The sequence below is a fragment of the Idiomarina tyrosinivorans genome (genome assembly GCF_003987475.1).
Lineage (GTDB): Bacteria > Pseudomonadota > Gammaproteobacteria > Enterobacterales > Alteromonadaceae > Idiomarina > Idiomarina tyrosinivorans.
The window spans coordinates 85,267-110,443 of sequence record NZ_PIQH01000008.1 but is presented as its reverse complement, the minus strand read 5'-3'; the positions used below and the strand labels follow the sequence as shown (position 1 = coordinate 110,443).

The window sequence follows — 25,177 nt, the reverse complement described above, 5'->3', positions numbered from 1 at the left end:
ATACTCTCTTCTGAATGTCCAAATTTTGACACCAATTTGACACTGTGGGGAGTAGTATGGCGACATCGGGTCAACGTTTGCTGGGAATAAAGCAGTACGCTCAAGCGAACGCGCACCTAGCCAAGGGTTTTGGCACACCATTAGCCGTTATGGCGATCTTGGCGATGGTGATTTTGCCCATTCCTCCGCTCGTTCTCGATATCCTTTTTTCGTTCAGCATCAGTCTTTCATTGCTGGTCATGCTGGTTGCAGTCTACACCAAGCGGCCACTGGATTTTGCCTCGTTTCCTACGGTGTTGCTGATCGCAACGGTACTGCGGCTCAGCCTTAACATTGCTTCTACCCGCGTGGTGTTGCTTGAAGGCCATAATGGTCCCGGGGCCGCTGGTGCGGTGATTGAAGCCTTTGGCTCGGTCGTTATTGGCGGTAATTACGCCGTCGGTTTGGTGGTATTTGCGATCCTTGTAATTATCAACTTTGTGGTTATTACTAAGGGTGCTGGACGTATTTCAGAAGTGTCTGCGCGCTTTACCTTGGATGCGATGCCAGGTAAGCAAATGGCGATTGATGCCGATTTGAATGCCGGGCTGATCAATCAAGAAGAGGCGAAAGCGCGACGCAGCGACGTAACGCGCGAAGCAGACTTTTACGGTTCAATGGACGGTGCGAGTAAATTCGTTAAGGGTGATGCCATTGCTGGCATCTTGATCCTATTTATTAATATCGTCGGCGGTTTAGTTATTGGTATGGTGCAGCACGACTTGGGCTTCTCCCAAGCGATAGAAGTCTATACCTTGCTGACCATCGGTGATGGTTTGGTTGCACAAATCCCTTCATTACTGCTGTCAGTGGCTACCGCGATTATTATCACCCGGGAAAATGACACCAAGGATATGGGTGAGCAGGTGGTCTTCCAGCTTATCGATAATCCACGCGTTTTGGTGATTTCGAGCGCGGTATTGTTCGCCATGGGCATTGTGCCTGGGATGCCGCATTTTGCGTTTTTAAGTATGGCAGCCATTATTGCTGGCGCGGCTTACTGGAAATTACGTAAAGACGGCACTGGCGCCGGTGAGTTGGTCGATGGCGAACTCCCAGACGACGCGCCAAAGCAACCGAAAGAACTGAGTTGGGACGATGTGCGCCAAGTCGACACCATTGGCTTGGAAGTGGGTTACCGATTAATTCCGTTAGTGGATAAAGCCCAAGGTGGCGAGTTATTGGCGCGCATTAAAGGTATCCGCAAGAAGCTTTCACAGGAATTTGGCTTTCTGGTGCCGGCGGTTCATATTCGCGACAACCTTGATTTAGGCCCAAATGATTACCGCATTACCTTAATGGGAGTGACCATGGGGGAAGCGGAAATCCGTCACGATTGGGAAATGGCGATTGATCCTGGGCAAGTATTTGGTGAATTAGAGGGCGAAAAAACCAAAGACCCGGCGTTTGGTTTAGACGCTATTTGGATTCGTCCTGAACAACGTGAGCATGCGCAAACGCTTGGCTATACCGTGGTTGATGCCGCAACGGTTGTGGCAACCCACTTGAGTCAGATTGTGACCAACCATGCGGCACAGTTGCTGGGCCACGAAGAAGCGCAAGAACTGCTTGACCGCCTAGCGAAAACCCATCCGAAATTGGTGGAAGGCTTAGTACCTGACATCTTGTCGTTGGGTACCTTTGTTAAAGTGTTGCAAAACCTTCTCGATGAGGGCATTGCGATTCGCGATATTCGAACTATTGTGCAGACGCTCGTGGAATACGGCGGTCGCAGCCAAGATCCTGAAGTATTGACCGCCGCTGTACGAATTTCACTACGCCGACTGATCGTACAAGATATTACTGGTGGCCAGCAGGAATTGCCTGTCATAACTTTGGCGCCAGAGCTGGAACAGATGTTGCATAAGTCACTACAGATGGCGGGGAATGATGGCCAAGCGCAACAAGGCGCAGGCATTGAACCAGGTCTAGCAGAGCGGCTGCAGCAGTCGATGCGCGATGCGCATCAACAGCAAGAAATGAATGGTGAGCCTTCAGTATTGCTCACTTCAGGACTGCTTCGCGGCACCATGGCTCGGTTTGCTCGCCACGCAGCGGATGGTATGCGAGTACTGTCTTATCAAGAAATTCCGGACGACAAACAGATACGCATTGTCAGTTCGATAGGCGGTCAACAGGCTGTCGGTGGTTAACGGCGATAGGGGGAGTTGCTGGTGAAGATTAAACGTTTTTTTGCAGAGGACATGCGCAGAGCCTTACAACAGGTGAAAGAGACCTTAGGCGCAGATGCGGTAATTATGTCGAATAAGCGTGTCAATGGTGGCGTAGAAATTGTTGCAGCCGTTGACCCTGATGCTAAGACCGCTGCGCCACAACAATCTGAACCGCAAGCATTGCAACAGCCGACTGCGGAAGCACAGGCTAGCGAACAACAGCCGGCTCAATCGTTGACTGAATTACTCTCTCGGCAGCAGCCTCAGGGTCAAGCAGCAGCGCAACCTGCCGCTGCCGCTGACAGCGAACCACAGAGCCCATTTCCAGAACAGGTGAGTGGCCTGCAGAAGGCTGCTGAAACGGCGCACGCTGAAACGACGCAAAGTAGCGACGATATTCGCAGTTTACAAAGCCAGATTAATGGTATTCGCCAACTATTAGAACATCAGCTTTCGGGCCTAATGGCGCAGGAAATGGACCGGCGCGAACCATTACGCGGCATGCTGATGAGCCGAATGATGAAAATGGGTTTGTCGGAGCGCGTGGCCGACCAAATTGCGTGTTTTATTCCTGAAGGCGAAGATGATGATGCCGCCTGGGAACAAAGCCTGCACCTGTTACAGGGTCAAATTGCGACCACCGAAGACGATATTTTGACACGCGGCGGCATTGTTGCATTAGTTGGCCCCACCGGTGTCGGCAAAACCACAACGATTGCCAAGCTGGCTGCGCGTTATGTGCAACGCCATGGGATGGACAAGGTGGCGCTGGTGACCACTGATACTTTCCGTATTGGCGCAAGTGAGCAATTACAAACTTATGGACGCATTATTGGCTGTCCGGTGAAAGTTGCGCGTGATGGCAGAGAATTAGCGGATGCCCTGCTACAATTGCGGGATAAATCGTTAGTGTTAATTGATACTGCGGGTATGGGGCAACGTGATCAACGCTTGAACCAGCAACTCGCCAAACTGATGAATAGCTCACGCTTAGCCATTCGACCTTATTTGGTGGTAGCGGCGACAGCACAGACGAGAGTGCTAAATGACACGGTCAAGCAGTTCAAGCAGCTGCCGTTGGCGGGTTGTATTTTTACTAAAGTCGATGAATGTCTAAGCTTAGGGGAGTCGATCAGTGCTGCCATTGAGCATGGACTACCAATTAGCTATTTAACCGATGGCCAACAAGTGCCAGAGGACATTCGGCCTGCAGAAGCAGGCTACTTGGTCGCCGAAACAGAGCGCCTATACGATAAAAGCATTTGTTCGAACGTCTCAGACGTGACAAAATCGTATTGGAATCATTCGGTTTCCTAATCGAATCAAAGAAGAGCGGTAGAAATGGATCAAGCAAGCGGTCTCCGCAAGATGCAACAAACCAAGGTCAAAGTCATTGCCGTTACCGGTGGTAAAGGTGGTGTTGGCAAAACCAACGTATCGCTGAATATGGCGATAGCGATGGCACAACAGGGTAAGCGAGTGCTCGTGCTCGATGCCGACTTGGGGCTTGCCAACGTTGACGTCATGCTCGGCTTGCGAGTGGAAAAAAACCTTTCCCATGTGCTCAGCGGCCAATGTGAACTCGATGACATTCTTGTTGAAGGGCCCGCAGGTATCCAAATTGTGCCGGCAACTTCGGGCACGCGCTCGATGGTGGAGCTTACCGAAGCAGAGCATGTGGGCCTCATCCGCGCTTTCAGTTCCTTACAACGCCAGTTTGATGTGCTCATTATTGATACCGCCGCAGGTATCGGCCATAGCGTGCTGAGCTTTGCCCGTGCATCACAAGATGTGCTAATGGTGGTCTGTGACGAGCCGACTTCAATCACCGATGCTTACGCACTGATAAAAGTCCTCAGCCGTGAACAGCAGGTGTTTAAGTTCCGTGTGGTTGCCAATATGGTTAAAACCTTGCGTGAAGGGCAAATTTTATTTAATAAGTTAACCAAGGTCACCGACCGGTTCTTGGATGTGGCACTAGAATTAGCAGCGATTATACCGCAAGACGACAATGTGCGGATGGCCGTGCGTCGACAACAACCGATTGTTACCGCTTTCCCGAAATCGCCGGCGGCATTAGCGATGAAAGCGCTGGCTAATAAAGCGATAGACTGGCCGATTCCTGCGCAAGCGGGGGGGCATTTAGAATTTTTTATTGAACAATTGGTTCAACCTGCCGATAACTCTCAAAAGAGGGATGTTGCCAATGAATAAAGCAGCAGCCTACGCGGCAACCGCGGACAATCGCCAGCAGATCATTGAACAGCATACTGGCTTGGTGAAACGTATTGCTCATCATATGATGGCTCGCTTGCCAGCGAGTGTGCAGGTTGACGATTTAATTCAGTCGGGCATGATTGGCTTGCTCGAAGCAGCGCGAAACTTTGATAACAGCAAAGGTGCAAGTTTTGAGACCTTCGCGGGTATTAGGATTCGTGGCGCAATGTTAGACGAAATACGCCGTGGTGACTGGGCGCCTCGTTCAGTACACAAGAATCACCGGCGAGTATTAGATGCTATCCGCCAGGTCGAAAACGAGACCGGGCGTGATGCCAGAGATCAAGAAGTGGCAAGTAAACTTGATATCACGTTAGAGGAATATCATCATATTCTGCACGATGTGAGTTCAGGACGAATGGTGGGGATTGAAGATCTGGGCGTGTCGGAAGATGCGTTAATGCCAGAACAGATGAACCAACGTCAGGATGAACCGCTGCGAGATATCGAACAAGCCGCCTTTCAGTCTGCATTGGTGAAAACCATTGCCTCGTTGCCAGAGCGTGAAGCTTTGGTGTTGTCATTGTATTATGATGACGAGCTTAACCTTAAGGAAATTGGCGAAGTGTTAAGCGTCAGTGAATCTCGGGTCAGCCAGATTCATAGTCAGGCGATGCTGCGATTAAAATCGCGGATGCAGAACTGGGTCGAATAGTCGATAAGAGTAGTAAACGAAAGCCTCAGTGGAGGGTGCTTTGGATAAAAACATGAAAATTCTTGTTGTCGACGACTTTTCGACAATGAGACGAATCATCAAGAACTTGCTACGTGATTTGGGTTTCCAGAACGTATCGGAAGCCGATGACGGTAGTACCGCGTTACCGATGCTACAAAACGGTGACTACGACTTTGTGGTAACTGACTGGAATATGCCAGGGATGCAAGGCATTGACTTACTGCGTGAGATCCGCGCAGATGAGAACCTTGCCAATATTCCTGTGCTAATGGTAACCGCTGAAGCCAAACGTGAGCAAATTATTGCTGCGGCCCAAGCAGGTGTAAACGGCTACATCGTAAAACCTTTTACGGCAGTTACCCTAAAAGAGAAGTTGGATAAAATCTTCGAACGCCTGCAATAACAAGGTGGGATAAACCATGTCTAAAACTGCCCCACCGATCTCTATTGAGCAGGCCAAAGAGCTTGTCGCATTGCTTGAAGCGGGAAACAACGACGCCGCGAACGAGTTAATGGACCAACTCAATAGCCATCGTAACGATAAGTTATTCACTTCGGTGGGTAAGTTAACGCGCGATCTCCACGATGCCTTGCAAGATTTTCAAGTCGATCCGCGCATTCTAGAGCTGACGCAAGACGAGTTGCCTGACGCCAAAAACCGCTTGCAGTATGTGATTTCGAAAACTGAGGATGCGGCTAACCGCACCATGGATGCGGTTGAGGCAAGTTTGCCCATTGCCGATGATATGCATGCCAAAGTCAGCGAAATTCAGCCCGTTTGGGAACGCTTGATGAATCGTGAAATTGAACTTTCAGAGTTCAAAGCGTTATGCCATCAAGTCGACCAGTTCATTACCGAATCCGGCCAAAATGCCTCCCATCTGCACGGCTTGATGACCGAAGTGTTAATGGCACAGGATTATCAAGATATCACTGGGCAAGTGATACGCCGAGTGATTGAGCTGGTGCAGGACGTTGAGAAAAATTTAATTGAATTGCTGAAATTATTCGGCGATTTAGATGCAGAAAAATCTGAAGATTCTGCGACGGCAGCCGATGATAAGAAAAAGTCGACGACGAGCAGCGAGCCAGAGGGCCCCATCATCGATCCTGAGAGTCGTGATGACGTGGTTGACGGCCAAGACGAAGTGGACGACTTATTGTCCAGCTTAGGTTTTTAGGAGCAGCATTCTGATGAGCTTTGAAATGGATGAAGACATTTTACAGGACTTCCTCATCGAGGCCGGTGAAATTCTGGAACAATTGTCAGAGCAACTGGTTCAGTTAGAAAACGATCCTGAAAACAAAGATCTGTTGAATGCGATTTTCCGCGGTTTCCACACCGTCAAAGGCGGCGCCGGCTTCCTTTCGTTGAATGCGTTGGTCGACACCTGCCACGGCGCAGAAAATGTGTTCGATACCTTGCGCAATGGCCAACGCGCTGTTTCCTCAGACTTGATGGACGTTATCTTGCAAGCATTGGATACCATCAATAGCCAGTTTGCCGCGGTACAAGCCCGTGAAGAACCTGAACCTGCGACGCCTGCATTGCTCGAACAATTAGAAAAGCTTGCTAAACCGGCAACTGAAGATGAGCAAACGGCCACGGCGGCTGAAGCAGAATCAGAACCAGCGCCGGCTGATGAGGAAAGCACCAACGCGGCAGAGCCATCAATTGCTGGTGAGGGCTCCATCGACGAAATTAATGAAGACGAATTTGAAGCGCTGCTGGATGAGTTGCACGGCAAGGGCAAAGCACCAAAAGTTGCGGCCGAGTCGAATGCTGCTGAGGACAAGCCGGCAAGCAACAGTAGCGGTGCTGATGACGAAATTACCGATGATGAATTTGAAGCCTTATTAGATGAACTTCATGGTAACGGTAAGGCGCCTAAGCCTGTCGACAAACAGAGCGGTTCGGCGAAAGTCGATGGCAACGGTGATGATGAGATTACCGATGACGAATTTGAAGCGTTGCTAGACGAGCTGCATGGCTCTGGCCAAGCGCCGAAGAAAAGCGACGAAGCAGCAGAAAAGGCAACGCCAGCGAAACCTGCAGCGGCTGAGAAAAAGCCTGCTGCTGCGGCTAAAGCTAGCGATAGCCAGCCCCAGAAAGCGGCAGAGAAACCGGCGCCTGCAGCGGCGAAGAAACCGGCTCCTGCACCAGCGCCGGCCGCGGAAACCACCGTCCGTGTTGATACCAAACGTCTCGACGACATTATGAACATGGTGGGCGAGTTGGTATTGGTGCGTAACCGCTTGTTGAGCTTGAGTGACAGCGAAAATCAGCAAGAAATGAGTAAAGCCATCGCTAACCTTGATGTGGTCACCGGTGACCTGCAGGGAGCGGTGATGAAAACCCGGATGCAGCCGATTAAGAAAGTGTTTGGCCGCTTCCCTCGCGTGGTGCGTGATCTAGCGCGGAGCTTGAAAAAAGAAATCAATTTGGAAATGGAAGGCGAAGAGACCGATCTGGATAAAAACTTGGTCGAGGCGCTGGCCGATCCATTGGTGCACTTGGTGCGCAACTCCGTTGACCATGGCATTGAGATGCCTGACGAACGCCAGAAAAAAGGCAAGCCACGTAGCGGTACTGTGCGCTTGGCGGCTTCGCAAGAGGGTGACCATATCTTGTTGTCGATAAAAGATGATGGCGCTGGTATGGACCCTGAAAAGCTGAAAAGCATCGCGATTGATAAAGGTATTCTAGATACTGATGCCGCCGCGCGGTTGAGTAATGAAGATGCATATAACTTAATTTTCGCACCAGGGTTCTCTACCAAGCAGGAAATTTCCGATATTTCTGGTCGCGGTGTTGGCATGGATGTGGTGAAAACCAAAATCAGCCAACTTAACGGCACCATTAAAATTGACTCAGAGTTGGGTAAAGGCACCGAACTCCTGATTAAAGTGCCGCTGACCTTAGCCATTTTGCCAACTCTGATGGTGTTGGTGAAAGAGCAGACCTTTGCTTTACCTTTGGCGGGTGTCAGCGAGATTATCAATTTAGACATGAAACGCACCAACACCGTTGATGGCCAGTTAACCCTAATTGTTCGTGAGCGCGCCATACCGCTGTTCTTCTTGGAGCATTGGCTAGTACGCAACCCAGACCGTTCGACACGCAACGAAGAAGGCCATGTGGTGGTCGTACAAATCGGCAACCAACAAGTAGGCTTTGTGGTGGATGGTTTGGTCGGCCAAGAAGAGGTTGTGATAAAACCTTTGGATAAATTGTTGCAAGGTACGCCGGGGATGGCGGGAGCGACAATTACCAGTGATGGCGGCATCGCATTGATCATCGACGTTCCAAGTTTACTGAAGCGTTATTCTAAAAAGCATTAAAACGAGCCTTTAATGACGGTAAAAGTTTTAGTAGTTGATGACTCGGCCTTTTTCCGCCGCCGGGTTACAGAGATCTTATCGGCACACGATCAAATAGACGTTATTGGCAGTGCTAATGACGGGGAAGAGGCTGTTGCTAAAGCCCGTGAACTGCGTCCTGATGTGATCACCATGGATATCGAAATGCCAAAACTCAACGGCATTGATGCGGTGAAGCAGATCATGGCACGCCAGCCGATGCCTATTCTGATGTTTAGCTCGTTAACTCATGAGGGCGCGCAAGCGACACTCGATGCTTTAGACGCAGGTGCTGCTGATTTCCTTCCGAAAAAATTTGAGGATATTGCTCGCAACCGTGATGAGGCGGTGGCGTTGTTGCAGCAACGCGTATTGGCCATTGCCAAGCAGCCACAGGCGCGGCCCAACTCAAGCTTTAGCGCACGGCCGTCTACACCAATCGCGCCGCGACCACGAGCTGCTGACAGTGCACTCGAACGGATGCGGCAACGTTCTCAGCAGCGCCAAGAAACGGGCACCAGTGCAAACAAGCCTGCTGCCGCTGCACCACGCTTAACCACCAATCGCCAATATCAGCTATTAGCAATTGGCACCTCAACCGGTGGGCCAGTGGCGTTGCAGAAAATCTTAACGCAGCTACCGAGTAACTTTCCGTACCCGATTATTATGGTGCAGCATATGCCGGCGGCTTTCACCAAGGCCTTTGCGCAGCGCTTAAACGGCCTCTGCCAAGTGACGGTTAAAGAAGCGGAAGACGGCGACATCCTCACCCCAGGTCATGCTTATTTGGCGCCGGGCGGGCAGCAGATGCTGGTTGAGGGCTATGGTAGAGCGCGGTTGCGTATTCGTAATGATGAAAATGCCCGGATCACCTACCGCCCTAGTGTCGACCTGACATTTGCCTCGGTGGCAAAAAGCTACGGCGGCAAAGTGTTGGGCGTGATCCTTACCGGAATGGGCGCCGATGGTCGCGAAGGGGCACGGATGTTGCAACAGAAAGGCGCGACAATTTGGGCGCAGGATGAGGCTAGCTGTGTGGTTTACGGAATGCCACAGGCTGTCGCCAGTGCAGGTATTTCAAGCCGCAGCATTAGTCTGGATGATATGGCCAGCGAAATGATGCGGGAAGTTGGCTATGAAAGTGGCCGCTAACCCTTAGGATGTGCCGTGAAAGTATGGACCGTTGCCAATCAGAAAGGTGGTGTGGGAAAAACCACAACCACTGTCAGTTTAGGGGGCTTGCTCTCTGAACGTGGGCAACGCGTGCTGTTAGTCGACCTCGACCCTCATGCTTCGCTGACCTACTACTTCAATATTGATACCGAAGCCCTAGAACTGACCGCTTATGATTTGTTCAAGCTCGGCCACCAGGCCAGTGGTGAGCAATTGATGCAAGCGGTGGTGCCGTCAGGATTTGCCAACCTTGACGTGTTGCCGTCATCAATGGCGCTCGCGACCTTAGACCGTAAACTCGGTAGCCAAGGTGGAATGGGGCTGGTATTGCGCAAGATGTTACGCGATGTCACTGACGTTTACGATGTGGTTATTATTGATGTGCCGCCGGTGCTAGGGGTACTTATGGTAAACGCGTTGGCCGCCTGTGAACGGGTACTCATTCCGGTGCAAACCGAGTTTTTGGCCCTTAAAGGCCTTGAACGGATGATGAAAACGCTGCAGTTAATCCAACAATCGCGCGGACAAGAGAACCCCTATACGATTATCCCGACGCTGTACGATAAACGCACTAATGCGTCGATGCAGGCCTATGACGAGTTGGTTAAGCAATACGGTAAATCGGTGTGGAGTGGGATGATCCCCATCGATACCAAATTTCGTGATGCCAGCCATGCTCACCAGCCACCGTCTATTCACGAGCCCCGTGCCCGTGGTGTGTTTGCGTACCAGTCGCTGTTGACCTATTTGCTGCAATTTAAGGGGCGGGACGAATAATGGCGGGCAATACCGATAAAGCCATGCGCGAGTATCTCGACGCGTTGTTCGAAGAACAGCAGGTGGATACGGCAGAGTTTGATCATGAGCCTGTGGCAAAACTGTTGTCGCAAGCTTCAGCGCCGGTGGTCGAAACGCCACCGAGTGAGCCGGCAGCAATACCTGAACCGCTGGCTGCAAAGACGCCGGCTGAAGAAGCGCCCGTTGAACCAACAGAGACCGATGAAGCACTCGCACCTACCGAGCCTGTTGAGCAAACGATAGAACAAGATAGCGCTGTTGATGACATTGAAGCTGCGGGAACGCCGCCAGAAGATCCGATGGCGGAATACCAACGGGACGACTTTCAAGCATTGTTTTTTACCGTTGCCGGCTTAACCTTAGCCGTGCCATTAAAAAGTTTAGGGCAAATTCATAACCTCGGAAAACTCAATACTTTGTTCGGGCGGCCGAAATGGTTTAAAGGGGTGATGACTGAACGTGGTGAACAAATTCAGGTCGTCGACACCGCCCGTTGGGTGATGCCGGAGAAGCTGACTGAACAGCGTGAAAGTGAGATTGAATACCAATACGTCATTACCCTCAACGACAGCTCTTGGGGCTTGGCATGTGAGGATTTAGTGACCAGTACGCCACTGCAACCGCAGCAGGTGCAGTGGCGTAAGCCTGGGCCTAATCGACGGCCGTGGCTTGCTGGTGTGGTACGGGAAAAAATGTGTGCATTGCTGGATGTGCCCGAGTTGATTACACTGCTGAATAACGGACTGGGCCACACCAAAGACGTGGAGTGAGGAAATTATGGCAAAAGAGCAAACAAGCAAGCAGGACCGAGATAAAGACGTTGAAGCCAATGATGAAGTATTGCAGTGGGTGACTTTTCGACTGGAAGAGGAAACCTATGGCATCAACGTGATGCAGGTTCAGGAAGTGCTGCGTTATAGCGAAATCGCCCCGGTACCCGGTGCACCGGACTATGTGCTCGGCATCATTAATTTGCGCGGTAACGTGGTAACAGTTATTGATACCCGCCTGCGTTTTGGTTTGCCGCAAACAGAGGTGTCGGACAATTCGCGTATCGTAATCATTGAATCCGACAAGCAAGTGATCGGTATTTTGGTCGATAGCGTGGCAGAAGTGGTGTACCTGAAGAGCTCTGAAATCGATAGTGCGCCAAACGTGGGCACGGATGAGAGCGCGAAATTCATTCAGGGTGTCAGTAACCGCGACGGCGAATTATTGATTCTGGTTGATCTTGATAAAATGCTCACCGATGACGAGTGGGACGAGATCTCACGGTTAGGGTAATCGATGTTAGCGACTACGGCGTTACTGATTGCTATTGGCGCAGTGATTTTATCCTTGGCGGTGCTTTTTATTATCGCTCGCCAAGCGGTGGTTATGAAACGCCTGCATCAGCGTTTGCAGGGCTATCAGCAACAGACCGAAGCGCAATGGCACAGCCGTTCGCAAGAGCTGTCCGGGTTAGCTGAGAGAATGGCTGAAGACAGCTCGGAAGAGGCACTGATTGAACAGCATTCGCAGCAACTGCAGGCGCTGGCTGAACGGCAGCAGCAATTGGCCGAGCAACTCGACCAGGTCAAGCAACAGATTGCTGAAGTCGCTAACCAAGATCCAGAAATGCGTTACTACCAGAAGGCAGCAAAACTGATTGCCGAGGGCGCATCACTGCAAGAAGTTATGGATGCCTGTGAATTGCCGCAAGCGGAAGTCGAATTACTGATGTCGCTCAACAAACAGCCGAGCTAGGCTTCATCCTCACCGTGCCAGCTCGCCGGGAATTTTCCCTCCAATAGATAGGCAAAGGCGATGATCTCAGCGATGATGATATAAAGATCGCGGGGAATCTCATCGCCAACGTTTAATCGCGCCAAGCTATCGGAAAGTAGTGGATCCTCATGTACTAATACGCCATGCTCTCGCGCTACGGCAATGATTTCTTCGGCTAACTCATCGAAGCCTCGGGCGATAACCTTGGGTGTATTGATGCCATCATAGGCTAAGCCGATGGCTTGCTTTTCTTTGTGGTTATCACTCATACCGTCACCCGCACAATACCGCTCGGCTGGGTCGCCAAGGTTTCAGGAATTTGTCCTTGCTGCACACGCAGCGCCACGCTGTTGACTTCAAGCGCCTGCAAGCGTTGCTCGAATTGCGTTAATTGCGCTTCTAACTTGCGTTGAGCCAGCGCCGAAGAGGCGTAGAAATCGATGCGCGTTCCTTGCGCTTGGTAGCGCCCTTTAACCAGTAACGGTCCCATTTCGGCCAGTTCAAAGCGCAGGGTGAATAGCCAAGCGTTACGTTGCTCGTCATCATCTTTACCACTGCCGCCGTCACGACGAATCAGTAGCTCAGTGTCGTGCTCCGCTTTGCTGTTCACCGCTGGAAGCAACAAGTAGTACTCTGGCTGATTGCCAGCGGAGTCTTGCAGTCGTGCTTGGCTGAGCTGGGCGCTCGCTAGAGTACCGCTGAGCTGCTGCAACAATCGTTGCACCCCGCTCTCACCCAATTGTTGTTGTAGCTGGTTAAATACTTGTTGGAGTGGGTTTTCGGTTCGTGCTGTAGGCGTGGTTTTCGCCCCCAACAGCAGTTGCAGCAGGGTACCAATGCCGCCCAATTGATGTGGACTATTCTCACCAAAGCTGACCGGTTTGGCGGCAAACCATTGGTTAGTCCACTGTTGTAGGTTAGCCGGTTGGTTCCAGCTACTGGAACGCAGTATTAACGGCAACAGATTTATTATCAGTGGGCGCAGCGGTTGCTGAGGTTCCAGCAGTGGCGTGAGCGCCTTTATCGTCATTTGCAGCGGTTGTTGTTGGCTGTGTCGCAAGCGCAAGCCAGAAAATTCAGGGGGCGCAGCACGGTTGGCAAATAACGCTGGCTTGGTGTTTGAGACCGGCGAGGTTGGCGCCGTGGCTTCGGACTTTACCGGTGATTTACTATCGCTAACCAGCGTTTGCAGTAATTGCTGTTTGATCGGTGCTGGCAAATTTTCAAATACCTTAGTACTCAACATCACCTTTACCGTTTGCGGAGCGATATGGCTGCGGGTATCGGCAGAATTCACGGTTTGCGCCGGTAGCTGCCATTGTAATTGTAGCTGTGGTGCTTTATTGGAGCCCATCGCGGTTTGCGGCAGGGGCTTGTCGCTACTGAGCATTATCTGTAATTGTAACGAGAACGGCTGTGGTGCTGCGCCTGCGCTACTACGAGATACCTGCTGGAATACCGGCGCTAGTAGTTTTTGCAACGCTGGCGGCGGGTTTTGCCAAACTTGGCTGTCGCCCTTTGCGTTCAATAACTGAATCTGCGCCGGCTCCCCAACCCGGTTACTCGGGACTATCCGCACGGTCAGTTCTAGGTTCTGTTGCAAGGGTAACAATTGGTGTTGCAGTTGACTGCCACTTAGCCGCTGGTTGCTGGGCATCAGCACAGCTTCACTGACGCTTCGTTGTAGCAGCGGTGCGAGTAATTGTTGCCAGGCCTTAGGGAGTTGCTCCAGCACCACGTTTACGCGGTTTGTTGAGGTTGGCTGAGCGCCACCGTTACTGAGTTGTAACTGCACCGCTGTGGCGGTTGCATCGCGGCTGCCAGAGGAGCTTCTGGGGGCAGGGCTCAAAGCAATGGGCAGGCGTTGTTCAAGTGACGCCATGACCAACTGCTTTAGCGCTTGCGCCGTCTCCTTCGGCAGCGCGCTCTGGTTCAGCGACTGCTGCACCAGTTGGGTCAGAGTGTTACTTGAAATTGCCATGCAAATTCCCGCCTCGCGTAGTCAGTTACGGTTTGGCTGTGGTATTATTGCGCCACAAAAAACGGTTAACAGACATAGTATCGATATGCCTCCACTATTGCACGCAGAGCAGCTGACCTCAATCCGCGCAGAACGATGTTTGTTCGCCGGTTTGTCTTTCGCTGTGAGTGGCGGAGAGCTATTACAAGTCGTTGGCCAAAATGGTTCGGGTAAATCGACCTTGTTGGGTATCCTGGCGGGTCTCGCCAGTCCTGACGAAGGGCAAGTGTATTACCAACAACAAGCGTTGACGACCCACCGCGAAGCATTTTACCAGGATTTACTATTCCTCGGCCATAAAGCGGCAGTTAAGGCATCGCTTTCGGCGTTAGAAAATGTCGCATTGCAACGGCAGTTGGATTGCGGTGACAGTCAGCCGGCGCCGACCGAACAGGACTGGGATAATCTGGCACAGCTTGATTTACTTGGGCTTGAAGAGTTACCTGCGGCACAGTTATCGGCCGGCCAACAGCGGCGCATAGCGCTATGTCGGCTGTGGAGTTCACCAGCAAAGGTGTGGATTCTGGACGAACCTTTTACCGCCCTAGACCAAGCAGGCATTGAATTATTGCATCAGCGTATTGACCAACATTTAGCGGCGGGCGGTTGTGTGGTGTTAACCTCGCATCAGCCATTACTGTGGCAACCGCAAAACTATCGCACGCTAACCTTGCAAGCGCAGGGGGTGGCATGAAGCTGTCTAGTCTGTCGCTGATTATGTGGGTGATTCGGCGCGACTTAAGAGTTGCCAATCGGCAACGCAGTGAGTGGTTGAATCCGCTAATCTTTTTATTAATGGTGATCACGCTATTTCCGTTAGGCGTGGGACCGGGCGAACAAATCCTATCGCGGATAGCACCAGGAATTATTTGGGTGGCGGCATTATTGTCGGGCTTATTGGGCTTAGACCGGCTGCTGCGCGAAGACTATGAAGACGGTAGTCTAGAACAATTGGTATTGCAGCCGGTGTCACTGAGCATGACCGGCTTGGGAAAAATTGTTGCGCATTGGCTGTTGTCTGGATTGCCGTTGGTGATCCTAGCGCCATTATTTGGCCTATTGCTGAGCGTGCCAGTATCGGCATGGTGGGTTCTGACCTTGAGCTTACTGCTGGGGACGCCAATGATTAGCGCACTTGGCGCTATTGGTGCAGCGCTGACCTTACAGGCCAGACGCAGTGGAACTTTGGTCAGTTTGATTTTATTACCGTTACTGATCCCGTTACTAATTTTTGCGACCTCGGCAATTGAAGCCGCAGCGATGGGTTTGCCGGCCAATGGTCAGCTCGCTATTATCGCTGCCATGAGTGTCTTGGCATTAACGCTGTCGCCCTTAGCTATGGCGGCCGCTATCAGAATGAGTATTAGATAATTATGTGGCGTTGGTTACATCCATTAGCAAAACCTGAAACCAGTTACCGGTTGGCGGACAAATTATTGCCGTGGTTCTCTATCCTCGCGGTTTTGGTATTGAGCATCGGATTGGTCTGGGGCTTGGTGTTTGCGCCTGCAGATTACCAGCAGGGTGACAGCTTCCGCATTATGTACATTCATGTGCCAGCGGCGATTTTCTCTATGAGTGTCTATTTTGCCATGGCCGCTGCGGCGTTTATTGTGCTGGTTTGGCAGTGGAAAATTTCTGGCTGGTTTATTCAAGCTGCTGCTCCGGTCGGTGCTGTGCTGACGGCTATCGCGCTGATCACAGGAGCTATTTGGGGAAAGCCGACGTGGGGAACTTGGTGGGTTTGGGATGCACGCCTTACCTCAGAACTGATTTTGCTATTTTTGTATGCTGGCGTGTTGGCACTTTATTACGCCTTTGAAGACAGTAAAAAGGGCATGAAGGCCGCGGCAATTTTAGCCCTAGTTGGGGTGGTAAATTTGCCCATCATTCACTTTTCCGTTGAATGGTGGAATACCCTGCACCAAGGTGCCAGCATTACCAAGTTCGAAGCACCATCCATTGCACCATCCATGTTGTGGCCGTTACTGCTCGCCCTGTTGGGATTTGCGCTATTGAGTGTTGCCTTGGTGCTACTGCGCTTAAAGAACGAAATTTTACGCCAAGAACTGGGTAAACCTTGGGTGAGTAAAGAATTACACGGGGAGCCGAGCAATGGATAAATTGTTACAGTGGCTTCATATGGGAGGCTACGGAGTCTACGTTTGGAGCGCCTTCTTCGTCACCTTTTTGTTGTTGGCTGGGCTTGCAATACATGCTGTTTGGGTGCGCAAAGGGTTAGCCCAACAAAGCGAGCGGTTGCAGCAACGTCGCTCACGATTAAAGCGTCGCCAACAGTCGTCAAAGCCGCAGGAGTAAAGTCATGAATCCGCGTCGTCAACGCCGTTTAGGCATCGTGGTGTTATTATTGGCCGGTGTAGTAGGGGCCACGCTGCTGATGTTGTATGCGTTAAACCAAAACATCGATTTGTTTTATACCCCAAGTGAAATTGTCCAGGGGCGCCATGACAGTGGTGAAAAACCCAGTGTGGGTCAGCGCTTGCGCGTCGGTGGCATGGTGGTTGAAGGCAGCGTTGAACGTGACCCAGAAACCCTCGAGGTGACGTTTCAATTAGTCGATACCGGACCATTAGTGACCGTGCATTATCAGGGCATTCTGCCGGACTTGTTTCGCGAGGGACAAGGCATAGTGGCACAGGGCGTATTGACCGGCCCCACAAGCATAGAAGCCAGTGAAGTGTTAGCTAAACACGACGAAGACTATATGCCCCCAGATTTGGCGGAAAAAATGAAAGGCATTCGCCATGTGAAGCCGGAAAACGCGACAACTGGGGACGCGCAATGATTGCAGAAATGGGACATATGGCGTTAGCCATTGCATTAGCCTTTGCCGCGTTACTGGCAGTTTACCCCAGCGTTGGTGTGTATAAGCGTTCTGGGCCAATGATGGCAATGGCGCGGCCACTGGCTTACGGTCAGTTTCTCTTTACTTTAGTGGCCTTCATGATGCTGGCAATTGGCTTTTTAAGCAACGATTTCAGCATTGCTTATGTTGCCGCTAACTCCAACAGCCAACTACCGGCCATTTATCGGTTTACCGCAGTTTGGGGCTCACACGAAGGCTCGTTTTTATTGTGGATGTTAATGCAATCATTGTGGCTAGCGGCGGTGGCGCGGTTCTCCCGTTCTATTCCATTACCGATGATCGCGCGGGTACTTGCGGTATTGGGAATCATCAGTGTTGGCTTTTACTTATTCATGCTAACGGTATCGAACCCATTCGACCGTTCTTTGCCACTGATTCCGGTTGATGGCAACGATCTAAATCCATTACTGCAAGATCCTGGAATGATCATTCATCCACCGATGTTGTACATGGGCTATGTGGGCTTCTCGGTGGCCTTTGCATTCGCTATTGCTGCATTGTTCTCGGGCCGATTAGATGCCGCTTGGGCGCGCTGGTCAAGGCCATGGACCATGGCGGCATGGATGTTTCTAACCGCGGGTATCGCGTTGGGCAGTTGGTGGGCCTACTACGAACTTGGCTGGGGAGGCTGGTGGTTCTGGGATCCAGTGGAGAACGCCAGTTTCATGCCGTGGCTGGTAGGCACAGCATTGATTCACTCGTTGGCGGTGACGGAAAAACGTGGCACGTTTAAATCTTGGACCGTGCTGTTGGCAATTGCGGCTTTCAGCTTAAGCCTACTAGGGACGTTCTTGGTGCGCTCTGGGATATTAGTGTCAGTGCATGCCTTTGCCACTGATCCAGCGCGCGGACTGTTTATTCTCTCCTTACTCGGTATTGTTACTGGTGGTTCATTACTGCTATATGCAGTGCGGGGACAAACCATCCGTAGTTATGGCCAGTACCAGTTTTGGTCACGGGAAACCTTCTTGTTGGGCAATAACGTGTTGCTGATGGCGGCAATGACAGTGGTGCTCTTAGGTACGCTGTTACCGTTGGTACATAAGCAGCTCGGATTAGGTTCTATTTCTATTGGGGAACCGTTTTTTAACCAAATGTTCACGCTGTTAATTGTGCCTTTCGTACTGCTGTTGGGAATGGGCCCGATGCTGCGTTGGCGGCGTCAGGATATTCGTTTATTGCTACCGCAATTCGGCCTATTACTCGGCTTAAGCGTGGTTTTAGCCTGGGCTTTACCGGCCATTTGGGCTGATCACGTTCCTGCTATGGTTGTACTTGGGTTGCTGATGGCGATTTGGGTATTATTGAACACGGTTAATGAAACACGCTCAACGTTGCAACAACGGCGTCTTAACTGGCGTGGTCTAGGGCGCCTATCGGCAAGCCACTGGGCGATGATTTTCGGCCACATTGGCTTCGCCGTAAGCTTAACCGGTATTGTGCTGGTTAGCCATTACGAGCAAGAGCGTGATGTGGCATTGGCACCTGGTGAAAGCGTTGCAGTGGCAGGCTATGACATTCATTTCGACGCGCTCAGCCGCAAACAAGGGCCGAACTACCAAACTGACCACGGCGAATTCACCGTCACTCATCAAGGTGACTTGGTGACTAAACTTGTCAGTGAAAAACGGTTCTATACGGTACAACGCACCAGCATGACCGAAGTCGGCCTCGACCCGGGATTGACCCGTGATCTGTATATTGCCTTAGGAGAGCCTTTAGAGGGCGAGCGCTGGGCCATTCGCGTTTATGTGAAACCGTTCGTGCGTTGGATTTGGTTTGGTGCTGTGATTATGGCTATTGGCGGGCTTATTTCCTTAGTGGATAAGCGCTATCGTCGCCGCAAACAGACTCAGGAGCGTACCCATGACTAAGTGGCGCTGGCTTATTTTGTTCGTGCCGTTGGCAATATTTACGGTCATGGTAGTGGTGCTGTTACGGGGCTTGGGAAGCGACCCGCGAGAGCTGGAATCAACCATGATAGGTAAGCCGATACCCGCGTTTCAGCTACCCGACCTGTACCAGCCGGATATTTTACACGACCAAGGCGTGTTGCAGGGACGCCCGATGCTACTGAATGTCTGGGCAACTTGGTGTCCGACCTGCCGTGCCGAACATCAATACCTAAATAAGCTGGCGCAGCAGGGCGTCTACATTGTTGGTTTGAATTATAAAGACGATTCGCGCGCGAAGGCGATCGACTGGTTGAACACGCTCGGCGATCCCTATCAGTTAAACCTGATGGACCTGTCTGGTCAGGTGGCACTAGACTTGGGCGTTTATGGTGCGCCCGAAACCTTCTTGATCGATTCCGATGGCATTGTGCGTTATCGCCATGTCGGCGATGTTAATCCGCGAGTTTGGGAGCAAGACTTGGGGCCAAAATATCAGCAGCTCATGCAACAGTATGAGAGCGAGGAGCGACAATGAGAGCGTTCCTGGCTTCGGTACTATTGGTGTTAGTGCTGCTCCCGTTAGCCCACGCACAAATCACCCCATATCCGTTTGAAAATGACCAACAGCGGCAACAATTTCAGCGTTTAACCGAGCAGTTACGCTGTCCTAAGTGTCAGAATCAAAATATTGCAGACTCTCATGCTGGCATTGCGAAAGATTTACGCGACAAGACCTATGAAATGGTCATGGCCGGCCGCAGCGATGAAGAAATTGTCGATTACATGGTTGCCCGTTACGGGCAATTTGTCACCTATAAGCCGCAACTAACGGCCTCTACCAGTATTCTTTGGTGGGCACCCGCGTTAGTGATTCTGATTGGCTTAGGTGTGATGATCTCACTCGCGCGACGGCGCCGACAGAATTTATCGTTGAGTGAAGAAGAACGGCAACGATTGCAGCAGTTAGAAGGTGGTAAAGATGATTAGCTTTTGGTGGGGAATTGCGCTGCTATTGTTGTTAGCTGCGGTGTGGCTGTTGCTGGCTTCACGGATCCGCCAGTACCGTTCAACCCAGCGCAGCGAAATGAATCGGCGCTGGTACGACGAGCAGAAGCAAAAATTACAAGCAGAGCGCGAGGAACTGGGCGAGCAGGTCTATGAAACCGAGTTGTTGGCGTTGCAAAAGACCTATTTACACGATCAGCAAAGTGACGAAGACATCGATTGGCAACCTCGGAGTGTGATCATTCCTGCACTTGGTCTAGTGCTTATTGCAGCGCTTGCATACTTGGCCGGCAACAGTTGGCATCAACAGCAACAGGCAGATGCCAGCCTCAGTATATTGCGAGAAAAAGGCGCCCAAGTTTTGACCGGTAAAGTCAATGACGGCGAGAGTGTAAAGGCGGTAGCCGAGGGCTTGCGCTACAAATTATCGTTGACCGATGATGATGCTCAGGGTTGGTGGATTTATGCGGGACTCATGGATGCCCTGAACCGCCCTAACGATGCACTGCAGGCGTTTGAGAAATCGATTGCGCTTGCCCCGGATAATGATAACTTAAAAATCAGTTTCAGCCGCTTTTTGTTAACCAAAGGTGGGCCAGAGCAACAAGCGCGTGCCGCGGCAATGCTTGCCGAATTGTTGCAGCAAAACCCGAACAACGTCGAAGCGCTGAGTTTGCTTGGATACGTTGCCTACCAGCGTGGCGATTGGCAACAAGCGATAACGGCTTGGCAGCGCATGCTGCAACAACAGGGGGTTGACCCGCAGCGTGTCGAATCGGTTAAAACGGCTATCGCCGATGCCAAACAACGGCAACAGCAAGCAGATAGGCAACTCCAGGTTACCGTAAGCTTAGCGGCTGATTTAGCCAACGCCATTCCAGAACATGCAACCTTGTTCGTTTTTATTAAACAGCCGGATGGACCACCAATGCCAGCGGCGGTGGTTCGGCAGCCGGTAACTGAATTCCCCATCACGGTGACATTGAGTGACGACAACGCAATGTTGGCCGATTACGCCATGAGCCAGCTTGCCCAGTGGCAGGTCGAAGCGGTTATTTCCCAAGATGCCAAAATTACTCGGCAGCCGGGTGATCTATTTGCCGCACCGATCATTACTAAAGCCAGCGCAAAAGGCACCGTTGACCTGCAGATTAGTGAGCGAGTGAAGTAATGAAGAAATTTTTGATTATTCTGGGTGTGGTAATGCTCTCCGCTTGTTCGTCCACTCCTGACGATCAGTACGTTGATCAACGTGACCCGTTTGAGGACGTTAACCGTGATATGTGGGAGTTTAACCGCGACTTAGATGAAGCGGTTATCAAACCAGCGGCAGATGTCTACGACGAAATTCCAGAGCCGGTGAGGCGCTCGCTATACACCATGATGGATAACCTAGATGAGCCCAGCTCAATGGTGAATAACTTGTTACAAGGCAAAGTTGCTGACGCCGGTATTTCGTTAGGGCGGTTTTTATTAAACAGTACCGTGGGTTTGTTGGGACTGTTTGATGTGGCTACGCCCTTGGGGCTGGATAAGCGTCAAGAAGGCTTTGGTGAAGTTCTGGCAAGTTGGGGCGTTGGCAATGGACCTTATCTGATGCTGCCGGTAATAGGACCTACAGTGCCTACCGACCGCGGCGGTGATGTCGCTGATGGTCAATACTTTCCATTCCCTTTGTTGTCTTGGCCGATTGATCTTGCGCGTTACACCATCAAAGGGTTGGATGCGCGGATTGAGCTCCGCAAACAAGAACGCGTGTTAAATAATGCGCTCGACCCTTATACCTTCGTTAAAGAAGCCTATTTCCAGAACTGGCGTAACCGTGTTTACGACGGCCAAGTACCAGACGATGAAATGGGTGACGACTTCTCGGGCGCTGATGACGAGCCTGATGAAAGCGTTGATAACTAATTTGACGGGGTTGAAAAGCTGACCCATGCTTGTAAGAAATTCTCTAGCTTAGGGCGACAGCATGAGTCGGGCGACGATAGTAGTGATTGAAGACGATCCCGTTTTTCAATCACTACTGCAACAGTATCTGGCAAATTTAGATTTTACCGTTATTGCGGCAAGCACCGGTGAAGAGGGCTTGCGGTTATGTCGCGAGTCAGAGCCAGATATTGTGCTGTGTGACTTGATGCTCCCAGATATCAACGGCCTGCAAGTCATTGAACAGTTGTTAGGCGATGCCAGCGATGCGCCGATTATTGTTATTTCTGCCTCTGAGGAAATGTCTGATATTCGCGAAGCGGTGCGATTAGGCGCATGGGATTATCTGGTTAAACCGGTTAATGATCTGCACGTGCTCGATTTTGCCATCGAAAACTGCCTGCATCGCCACCATCTTGAACAAAGTTATGAATCTGAAGTGTGGGAGTTAGACGACCATATAGACGTGATTTATCAGGATGACGCCATGATTGACCGGTTGTCGCAAGAGCTAGTGCCCTCAGGCCCATTACAAGTGGGAGATTATCGCTTTTCGCAGCAACAGCTTGATCCGCTGAGCCGTGGGCTGTGGATTGAGTATCGCCCACTGCTGGACGGTCAAGTATTGGTGATTATTGCCAGTGTTAATGCGCCGGCTGAGCAAAAACTGTTACCGCTGTTGGTGCTGAAAACCCTGATTGACCCGCTAATAAGGCAGCATTTGGCAGGAACCGACCACACCATTCTTTACCCTGAACAACTGCTCACGCACGTTAATTTAGAGCTTTGTCATTCCAAAATTCGTAGTGCTTTCGATGTGGTCTGTGGCATTGTTAAAACCCAACAGCATGAGTGGTGCTGGGCACAAGCCGGGGATAAAATTGTCAGTTCTAGCGAGGGTAAACCGGATTTAGCCCTCGGAATTTGGCAACATGCGCAATACCGCACGCATCGAGCGTTCCTGCCTCCGCATAGTCATTTACAACTAAAGCTGGACTCAGCTGAGCTCGTCATCGACCGCGCTTGAACGCTCCGCTTCAAAACGTTTCACCGCCGCATCCAAGTACGGCAAGCTAAGGTTGAGTGCGATCGGCTGCAATATCAGCGGATAACATAAACCAACGGCCAACAGCGCGACGATACGCGCGCCCCAGTTATCAATGCTTACCAGTAACACAAAAAGCGCGCTGAGTAACACCAGTTTACTCATGTTGGCAACAAACCGCCGTGGCACTGGCATCATCTCGTTGGCTAAACGGACAATCGTGGCACGTTCAATCAGTGAATAGGGCGCGAGTTGTGGGATGCTTCTTGGTGAAAAGTACATGCAAAACGACCATCTAAAAATCCAGAATGCTATGTTAACATAGGCTGGAGATTGAAAAACAAGGATTAGAACGATCATGGTCAAGAAAGTGGTAATTCCCGTTGCTGGGTTAGGAACACGGATGCTGCCGGCAACCAAGGCAATTCCAAAAGAAATGTTACCGCTGGTCGATAGACCACTCATTCAGTTTATTGTGGAGGAGTGTGCCGCAGCGGGACTCACTGACGTCATTTTGGTCACCCATTCGAGTAAAAACTCGATAGAAAACCATTTTGATACCAGCTTTGAACTAGAGGCGACGCTAGAAAAGCGGGTAAAACGTCAGTTGCTCGAAGAAGTGCAGTCGATTTGTCCACCTGGGGTGACTATCATGCACGTTCGTCAAGGCGTCGCTAAGGGCCTTGGCCATGCGGTACTAGCCGCTAAGCCGTTAGTGGGTGATGAACCTTTTGCCGTGGTGTTGCCAGACGTACTGATCGACGAGGCGAGCTGCGATCTGCAAACCGATAACTTGGCCGAAATGGTAGAAAACTATCGCAACAGCGGCAACGCTCAAGTGATGGTGGAAAAGGTACCGGAACATCAGGTCGACCAATACGGTATTGCCGACATCAGCGGCGCAAAAATTGAACCGGGCCAACAAGCCAATATTAAACAGTTGGTAGAGAAGCCTGCTGTGGGAACTGCACCCTCGGATCTTGCCGTTGTCGGGCGTTATGTTTTCCCTGCCGCGATTTGGGCGTTACTAAAACGCACGCCAGTCGGTGCAGGTAATGAAATTCAGCTAACTGATGCGATGGCGATGTTGCTGGAACAACAACCAATGGCTGCGTATTACATGAAAGGTCGCAGCCATGATTGTGGTAATAAGTTAGGTTACGCTAAAGCCTACGTAGAGCACGCTATGCGCCACCCTCAACTGGGTGAGGAAATGCAGGCGTGGCTGCAGCAGCGTGTTGCTGGCGACTGCGAGTAACAATCAGGTCGGCGAGCTGGCGGGCGCAAGGGCCGGTCTGCTCGCCTTTAGGTAACACCAAGTGCAAAGCGCCCTTGCGGCAGCTACTACCCTCTAGCATAAGCTTTTTCAATTCGCCATTCAGCATGGCTGCTTGGGAAATGTAACTTGGCATCCAGCAAAATCCTAAGCCGGACTTCACCAACCGTAACGCCTCATCAAAATGGCTCACTGTCCAGCGCTGTTCAGCTTTGAGCCAGCCGTCCGTTTCTATCGGCTGAGCGGCAGTGTCGCGAATAACGATTTGAAGGTGGCGCGACAGCTCTTGTTGGGCAATAGGTTGCGGTAACTGGGCTAATGGATGGTTAGGATGGCAGACCAAGTCCATGGAGAATTCACCCAACGGTTCGCCGACAAAACCTTTTGGCACTTGGTGGGTGATAACAACATCGGCAGAGCGGTTAACGATGTATTCAACCGTTCCGGTTAATACCGTATCTTCAATGACTAGGCGGCTACCGCGGCTGTGATCTTCAAACTGGCGCAATATAGGGAGTAACGGTTCACGGTCGTAAACCATTTCGATAGCGAGCCTAATTTCTGGCTCCCACCCCTCATTCAGGTTGTTCGCCAATTGTTCCAGTTCTTGCGCTCCTTGGGTTAATTGTCGAGAGCGCCGTAACATCACCTCGCCGGTTTCGGTTAGGTGTGCCTTGCGGCCACGGACTTCGAGTAACTGAATTCCTAGGGTTTGTTGCAGTTTGGCTACCGCGTGATTTAACGATGACTGGCTTTTGTTGAGCTTCTCGGCTGCATGCGCATAGCCGCCAAAATCTACAACGGCTTGCAAGATGCGCCACTGTTCTAGCGTAGTTTTCGGTCGGTATAAACTCAT

At 51.2% G+C, this 25,177-nt stretch carries 28 protein-coding genes; 24 read left to right on the top strand and 4 right to left on the bottom strand.

The window, feature by feature from the left end:
• Nucleotides 1-56 precede the first annotated feature (56 nt).
• The 12 genes from flhA to CWI84_RS09205 are packed head-to-tail and all read left to right on the top strand — an operon-like array spanning nucleotide 57 to nucleotide 12,243.
• A complete protein-coding gene (gene flhA / locus CWI84_RS09260; RefSeq protein WP_126842316.1) occupies nucleotides 57-2,192 on the top strand; it encodes a flagellar biosynthesis protein FlhA in 2,136 nt (711 codons plus the stop codon).
• A 21-nt stretch (nucleotides 2,193-2,213) separates the two neighbouring features.
• On the top strand, nucleotides 2,214-3,530 hold the full coding sequence (gene flhF, locus CWI84_RS09255; protein WP_126842315.1) for a flagellar biosynthesis GTPase FlhF: 1,317 nt from the start codon (nucleotides 2,214-2,216) through the stop codon (nucleotides 3,528-3,530).
• Nucleotides 3,531-3,554: 24 nt separating this feature from the next.
• Nucleotides 3,555-4,427 carry a MinD/ParA family protein gene (locus tag CWI84_RS09250; protein WP_126842314.1) on the top strand — a complete coding sequence of 291 codons (873 nt, stop codon included), beginning with the start codon at nucleotides 3,555-3,557 and terminating at the stop codon, nucleotides 4,425-4,427.
• Nucleotides 4,420-5,145, top strand: a complete 726-nt coding sequence (locus tag CWI84_RS09245; RefSeq protein WP_126842313.1) for an RNA polymerase sigma factor FliA — start codon at nucleotides 4,420-4,422, stop codon at nucleotides 5,143-5,145. Before CWI84_RS09250 ends, CWI84_RS09245 begins: the two co-directional genes overlap by 8 nt.
• A 40-nt stretch (nucleotides 5,146-5,185) precedes the next feature.
• A complete protein-coding gene (cheY, locus tag CWI84_RS09240) occupies nucleotides 5,186-5,569 on the top strand; it encodes a chemotaxis response regulator CheY (protein ID WP_126842312.1) in 384 nt (127 codons plus the stop codon).
• Between the two features lie 16 nt (nucleotides 5,570-5,585).
• Nucleotides 5,586-6,347, top strand: coding sequence for a protein phosphatase CheZ (locus tag CWI84_RS09235; RefSeq protein WP_126842311.1), 762 nt, complete (start codon nucleotides 5,586-5,588; stop codon nucleotides 6,345-6,347).
• Between the two features lie 13 nt (nucleotides 6,348-6,360).
• A complete protein-coding gene (locus tag CWI84_RS09230) occupies nucleotides 6,361-8,508 on the top strand; it encodes a chemotaxis protein CheA (RefSeq protein WP_126842310.1) in 2,148 nt (715 codons plus the stop codon).
• A 12-nt stretch (nucleotides 8,509-8,520) separates the two neighbouring features.
• Nucleotides 8,521-9,678: a protein-glutamate methylesterase/protein-glutamine glutaminase gene (locus tag CWI84_RS09225; protein WP_126842309.1), complete on the top strand. Its 1,158-nt coding sequence runs from the start codon at nucleotides 8,521-8,523 to the stop codon at nucleotides 9,676-9,678.
• Nucleotides 9,679-9,693: 15 nt separating this feature from the next.
• Nucleotides 9,694-10,476, top strand: coding sequence for a ParA family protein (locus tag CWI84_RS09220; protein WP_126842308.1), 783 nt, complete (start codon nucleotides 9,694-9,696; stop codon nucleotides 10,474-10,476).
• A complete protein-coding gene (locus tag CWI84_RS09215) occupies nucleotides 10,476-11,267 on the top strand; it encodes a chemotaxis protein CheW (RefSeq protein ID WP_126842307.1) in 792 nt (263 codons plus the stop codon). Before CWI84_RS09220 ends, CWI84_RS09215 begins: the two co-directional genes overlap by 1 nt.
• Before the next feature lie 7 nt (nucleotides 11,268-11,274).
• Nucleotides 11,275-11,781: a chemotaxis protein CheW gene (locus CWI84_RS09210; protein ID WP_126842306.1), complete on the top strand. Its 507-nt coding sequence runs from the start codon at nucleotides 11,275-11,277 to the stop codon at nucleotides 11,779-11,781.
• Nucleotides 11,782-11,784: 3 nt separating this feature from the next.
• Entirely contained in the window at nucleotides 11,785-12,243 is a 459-nt protein-coding gene (locus CWI84_RS09205; RefSeq protein ID WP_126842305.1) for a DUF2802 domain-containing protein, read from the top strand.
• Here CWI84_RS09205 and CWI84_RS09200 read toward each other — a convergent pair.
• The gene (locus tag CWI84_RS09200; protein ID WP_126842304.1) at nucleotides 12,240-12,533 is read right to left on the bottom strand and encodes an EscU/YscU/HrcU family type III secretion system export apparatus switch protein; all 294 of its coding nucleotides are present in this window, start codon (nucleotides 12,531-12,533) and stop codon (nucleotides 12,240-12,242) included. The genes CWI84_RS09205 and CWI84_RS09200 overlap by 4 nt on opposite strands.
• Entirely contained in the window at nucleotides 12,530-14,245 is a 1,716-nt protein-coding gene (gene fliK, locus CWI84_RS09195) for a flagellar hook-length control protein FliK (protein ID WP_126842303.1), read from the bottom strand. Before fliK ends, CWI84_RS09200 begins: the two co-directional genes overlap by 4 nt.
• A gap of 85 nt (nucleotides 14,246-14,330) precedes the next feature.
• On the opposite strand from fliK, the gene ccmA reads away from it, so the two are divergent.
• From ccmA to CWI84_RS09140, 11 genes are all read left to right on the top strand, one after another.
• Nucleotides 14,331-14,978 carry a cytochrome c biogenesis heme-transporting ATPase CcmA gene (ccmA, locus tag CWI84_RS09190; RefSeq protein WP_126842377.1) on the top strand — a complete coding sequence of 216 codons (648 nt, stop codon included), beginning with the start codon at nucleotides 14,331-14,333 and terminating at the stop codon, nucleotides 14,976-14,978.
• A complete protein-coding gene (ccmB, locus tag CWI84_RS09185) occupies nucleotides 14,975-15,655 on the top strand; it encodes a heme exporter protein CcmB (RefSeq protein WP_126842302.1) in 681 nt (226 codons plus the stop codon). The genes ccmA and ccmB overlap by 4 nt, the downstream gene beginning before the upstream one ends.
• 2 nt (nucleotides 15,656-15,657) lie before the next feature.
• Nucleotides 15,658-16,407: a heme ABC transporter permease gene (locus CWI84_RS09180; RefSeq protein WP_126842301.1), complete on the top strand. Its 750-nt coding sequence runs from the start codon at nucleotides 15,658-15,660 to the stop codon at nucleotides 16,405-16,407.
• A complete protein-coding gene (gene ccmD, locus CWI84_RS09175; RefSeq protein WP_126842300.1) occupies nucleotides 16,400-16,603 on the top strand; it encodes a heme exporter protein CcmD in 204 nt (67 codons plus the stop codon). The genes CWI84_RS09180 and ccmD overlap by 8 nt, the downstream gene beginning before the upstream one ends.
• A 4-nt stretch (nucleotides 16,604-16,607) precedes the next feature.
• Nucleotides 16,608-17,090: a cytochrome c maturation protein CcmE gene (ccmE, locus tag CWI84_RS09170; RefSeq protein WP_126842299.1), complete on the top strand. Its 483-nt coding sequence runs from the start codon at nucleotides 16,608-16,610 to the stop codon at nucleotides 17,088-17,090.
• Entirely contained in the window at nucleotides 17,087-19,045 is a 1,959-nt protein-coding gene (locus tag CWI84_RS09165) for a heme lyase CcmF/NrfE family subunit (RefSeq protein WP_126842298.1), read from the top strand. Before ccmE ends, CWI84_RS09165 begins: the two co-directional genes overlap by 4 nt.
• Nucleotides 19,038-19,601 carry a DsbE family thiol:disulfide interchange protein gene (locus CWI84_RS09160; protein ID WP_126842297.1) on the top strand — a complete coding sequence of 188 codons (564 nt, stop codon included), beginning with the start codon at nucleotides 19,038-19,040 and terminating at the stop codon, nucleotides 19,599-19,601. The genes CWI84_RS09165 and CWI84_RS09160 overlap by 8 nt, the downstream gene beginning before the upstream one ends.
• Nucleotides 19,598-20,053 carry a cytochrome c-type biogenesis protein gene (locus CWI84_RS09155; protein ID WP_126842296.1) on the top strand — a complete coding sequence of 152 codons (456 nt, stop codon included), beginning with the start codon at nucleotides 19,598-19,600 and terminating at the stop codon, nucleotides 20,051-20,053. The genes CWI84_RS09160 and CWI84_RS09155 overlap by 4 nt, the downstream gene beginning before the upstream one ends.
• Nucleotides 20,046-21,242: a c-type cytochrome biogenesis protein CcmI gene (gene ccmI / locus CWI84_RS09150; RefSeq protein ID WP_126842295.1), complete on the top strand. Its 1,197-nt coding sequence runs from the start codon at nucleotides 20,046-20,048 to the stop codon at nucleotides 21,240-21,242. The genes CWI84_RS09155 and ccmI overlap by 8 nt, the downstream gene beginning before the upstream one ends.
• Nucleotides 21,242-21,982: an MlaA family lipoprotein gene (locus tag CWI84_RS09145; RefSeq protein WP_126842294.1), complete on the top strand. Its 741-nt coding sequence runs from the start codon at nucleotides 21,242-21,244 to the stop codon at nucleotides 21,980-21,982. The genes ccmI and CWI84_RS09145 overlap by 1 nt, the downstream gene beginning before the upstream one ends.
• A gap of 61 nt (nucleotides 21,983-22,043) precedes the next feature.
• On the top strand, nucleotides 22,044-23,027 hold the full coding sequence (locus tag CWI84_RS09140) for a response regulator (RefSeq protein ID WP_126842293.1): 984 nt from the start codon (nucleotides 22,044-22,046) through the stop codon (nucleotides 23,025-23,027).
• Here the strand turns inward: CWI84_RS09140 and CWI84_RS09135 are convergent.
• Nucleotides 22,998-23,327, bottom strand: coding sequence for a DUF6170 family protein (locus CWI84_RS09135; RefSeq protein WP_126842292.1), 330 nt, complete (start codon nucleotides 23,325-23,327; stop codon nucleotides 22,998-23,000). The genes CWI84_RS09140 and CWI84_RS09135 overlap by 30 nt on opposite strands.
• A 76-nt stretch (nucleotides 23,328-23,403) precedes the next feature.
• Here CWI84_RS09135 and galU point away from each other — a divergent pair, with 76 nt between their 5' ends.
• Nucleotides 23,404-24,303: a UTP--glucose-1-phosphate uridylyltransferase GalU gene (galU, locus tag CWI84_RS09130; protein ID WP_126842291.1), complete on the top strand. Its 900-nt coding sequence runs from the start codon at nucleotides 23,404-23,406 to the stop codon at nucleotides 24,301-24,303.
• Here galU and CWI84_RS09125 read toward each other — a convergent pair.
• Nucleotides 24,230-25,177: a LysR family transcriptional regulator gene (locus tag CWI84_RS09125; RefSeq protein ID WP_126842290.1), complete on the bottom strand. Its 948-nt coding sequence runs from the start codon at nucleotides 25,175-25,177 to the stop codon at nucleotides 24,230-24,232. The genes galU and CWI84_RS09125 overlap by 74 nt on opposite strands.

Excerpts from the sequence above, each read along its gene's own strand:
- flhA (WP_126842316.1), top strand. The coding sequence starts at position 57 with ATGGCGACATCGGGTCAACGTTTGCTGGGAATAAAGCAGTACGCTCAA.
- CWI84_RS09250 (WP_126842314.1), top strand. The coding sequence starts at position 3,555 with ATGGATCAAGCAAGCGGTCTCCGCAAGATGCAACAAACCAAGGTCAAA.
- CWI84_RS09245 (WP_126842313.1), top strand. The coding sequence starts at position 4,420 with ATGAATAAAGCAGCAGCCTACGCGGCAACCGCGGACAATCGCCAGCAG.
- CWI84_RS09235 (WP_126842311.1), top strand. The coding sequence starts at position 5,586 with ATGTCTAAAACTGCCCCACCGATCTCTATTGAGCAGGCCAAAGAGCTT.
- CWI84_RS09230 (WP_126842310.1), top strand. The coding sequence starts at position 6,361 with ATGAGCTTTGAAATGGATGAAGACATTTTACAGGACTTCCTCATCGAG.
- CWI84_RS09225 (WP_126842309.1), top strand. The coding sequence starts at position 8,521 with ATGACGGTAAAAGTTTTAGTAGTTGATGACTCGGCCTTTTTCCGCCGC.
- CWI84_RS09215 (WP_126842307.1), top strand. The coding sequence starts at position 10,476 with ATGGCGGGCAATACCGATAAAGCCATGCGCGAGTATCTCGACGCGTTG.
- CWI84_RS09210 (WP_126842306.1), top strand. The coding sequence starts at position 11,275 with ATGGCAAAAGAGCAAACAAGCAAGCAGGACCGAGATAAAGACGTTGAA.
- CWI84_RS09205 (WP_126842305.1), top strand. The coding sequence starts at position 11,785 with ATGTTAGCGACTACGGCGTTACTGATTGCTATTGGCGCAGTGATTTTA.
- CWI84_RS09200 (WP_126842304.1), bottom strand. The coding sequence starts at position 12,533 with ATGAGTGATAACCACAAAGAAAAGCAAGCCATCGGCTTAGCCTATGAT.
- fliK (WP_126842303.1), bottom strand. The coding sequence starts at position 14,245 with ATGGCAATTTCAAGTAACACTCTGACCCAACTGGTGCAGCAGTCGCTG.
- ccmA (WP_126842377.1), top strand. The coding sequence starts at position 14,331 with ATGCCTCCACTATTGCACGCAGAGCAGCTGACCTCAATCCGCGCAGAA.
- ccmB (WP_126842302.1), top strand. The coding sequence starts at position 14,975 with ATGAAGCTGTCTAGTCTGTCGCTGATTATGTGGGTGATTCGGCGCGAC.
- CWI84_RS09180 (WP_126842301.1), top strand. The coding sequence starts at position 15,658 with ATGTGGCGTTGGTTACATCCATTAGCAAAACCTGAAACCAGTTACCGG.
- ccmD (WP_126842300.1), top strand. The coding sequence starts at position 16,400 with ATGGATAAATTGTTACAGTGGCTTCATATGGGAGGCTACGGAGTCTAC.
- ccmE (WP_126842299.1), top strand. The coding sequence starts at position 16,608 with ATGAATCCGCGTCGTCAACGCCGTTTAGGCATCGTGGTGTTATTATTG.
- CWI84_RS09165 (WP_126842298.1), top strand. The coding sequence starts at position 17,087 with ATGATTGCAGAAATGGGACATATGGCGTTAGCCATTGCATTAGCCTTT.
- CWI84_RS09160 (WP_126842297.1), top strand. The coding sequence starts at position 19,038 with ATGACTAAGTGGCGCTGGCTTATTTTGTTCGTGCCGTTGGCAATATTT.
- CWI84_RS09155 (WP_126842296.1), top strand. The coding sequence starts at position 19,598 with ATGAGAGCGTTCCTGGCTTCGGTACTATTGGTGTTAGTGCTGCTCCCG.
- ccmI (WP_126842295.1), top strand. The coding sequence starts at position 20,046 with ATGATTAGCTTTTGGTGGGGAATTGCGCTGCTATTGTTGTTAGCTGCG.
- CWI84_RS09145 (WP_126842294.1), top strand. The coding sequence starts at position 21,242 with ATGAAGAAATTTTTGATTATTCTGGGTGTGGTAATGCTCTCCGCTTGT.
- CWI84_RS09140 (WP_126842293.1), top strand. The coding sequence starts at position 22,044 with ATGAGTCGGGCGACGATAGTAGTGATTGAAGACGATCCCGTTTTTCAA.
- CWI84_RS09135 (WP_126842292.1), bottom strand. The coding sequence starts at position 23,327 with ATGTACTTTTCACCAAGAAGCATCCCACAACTCGCGCCCTATTCACTG.
- galU (WP_126842291.1), top strand. The coding sequence starts at position 23,404 with ATGGTCAAGAAAGTGGTAATTCCCGTTGCTGGGTTAGGAACACGGATG.
- CWI84_RS09125 (WP_126842290.1), bottom strand. The coding sequence starts at position 25,177 with ATGAGTTTATACCGACCGAAAACTACGCTAGAACAGTGGCGCATCTTG.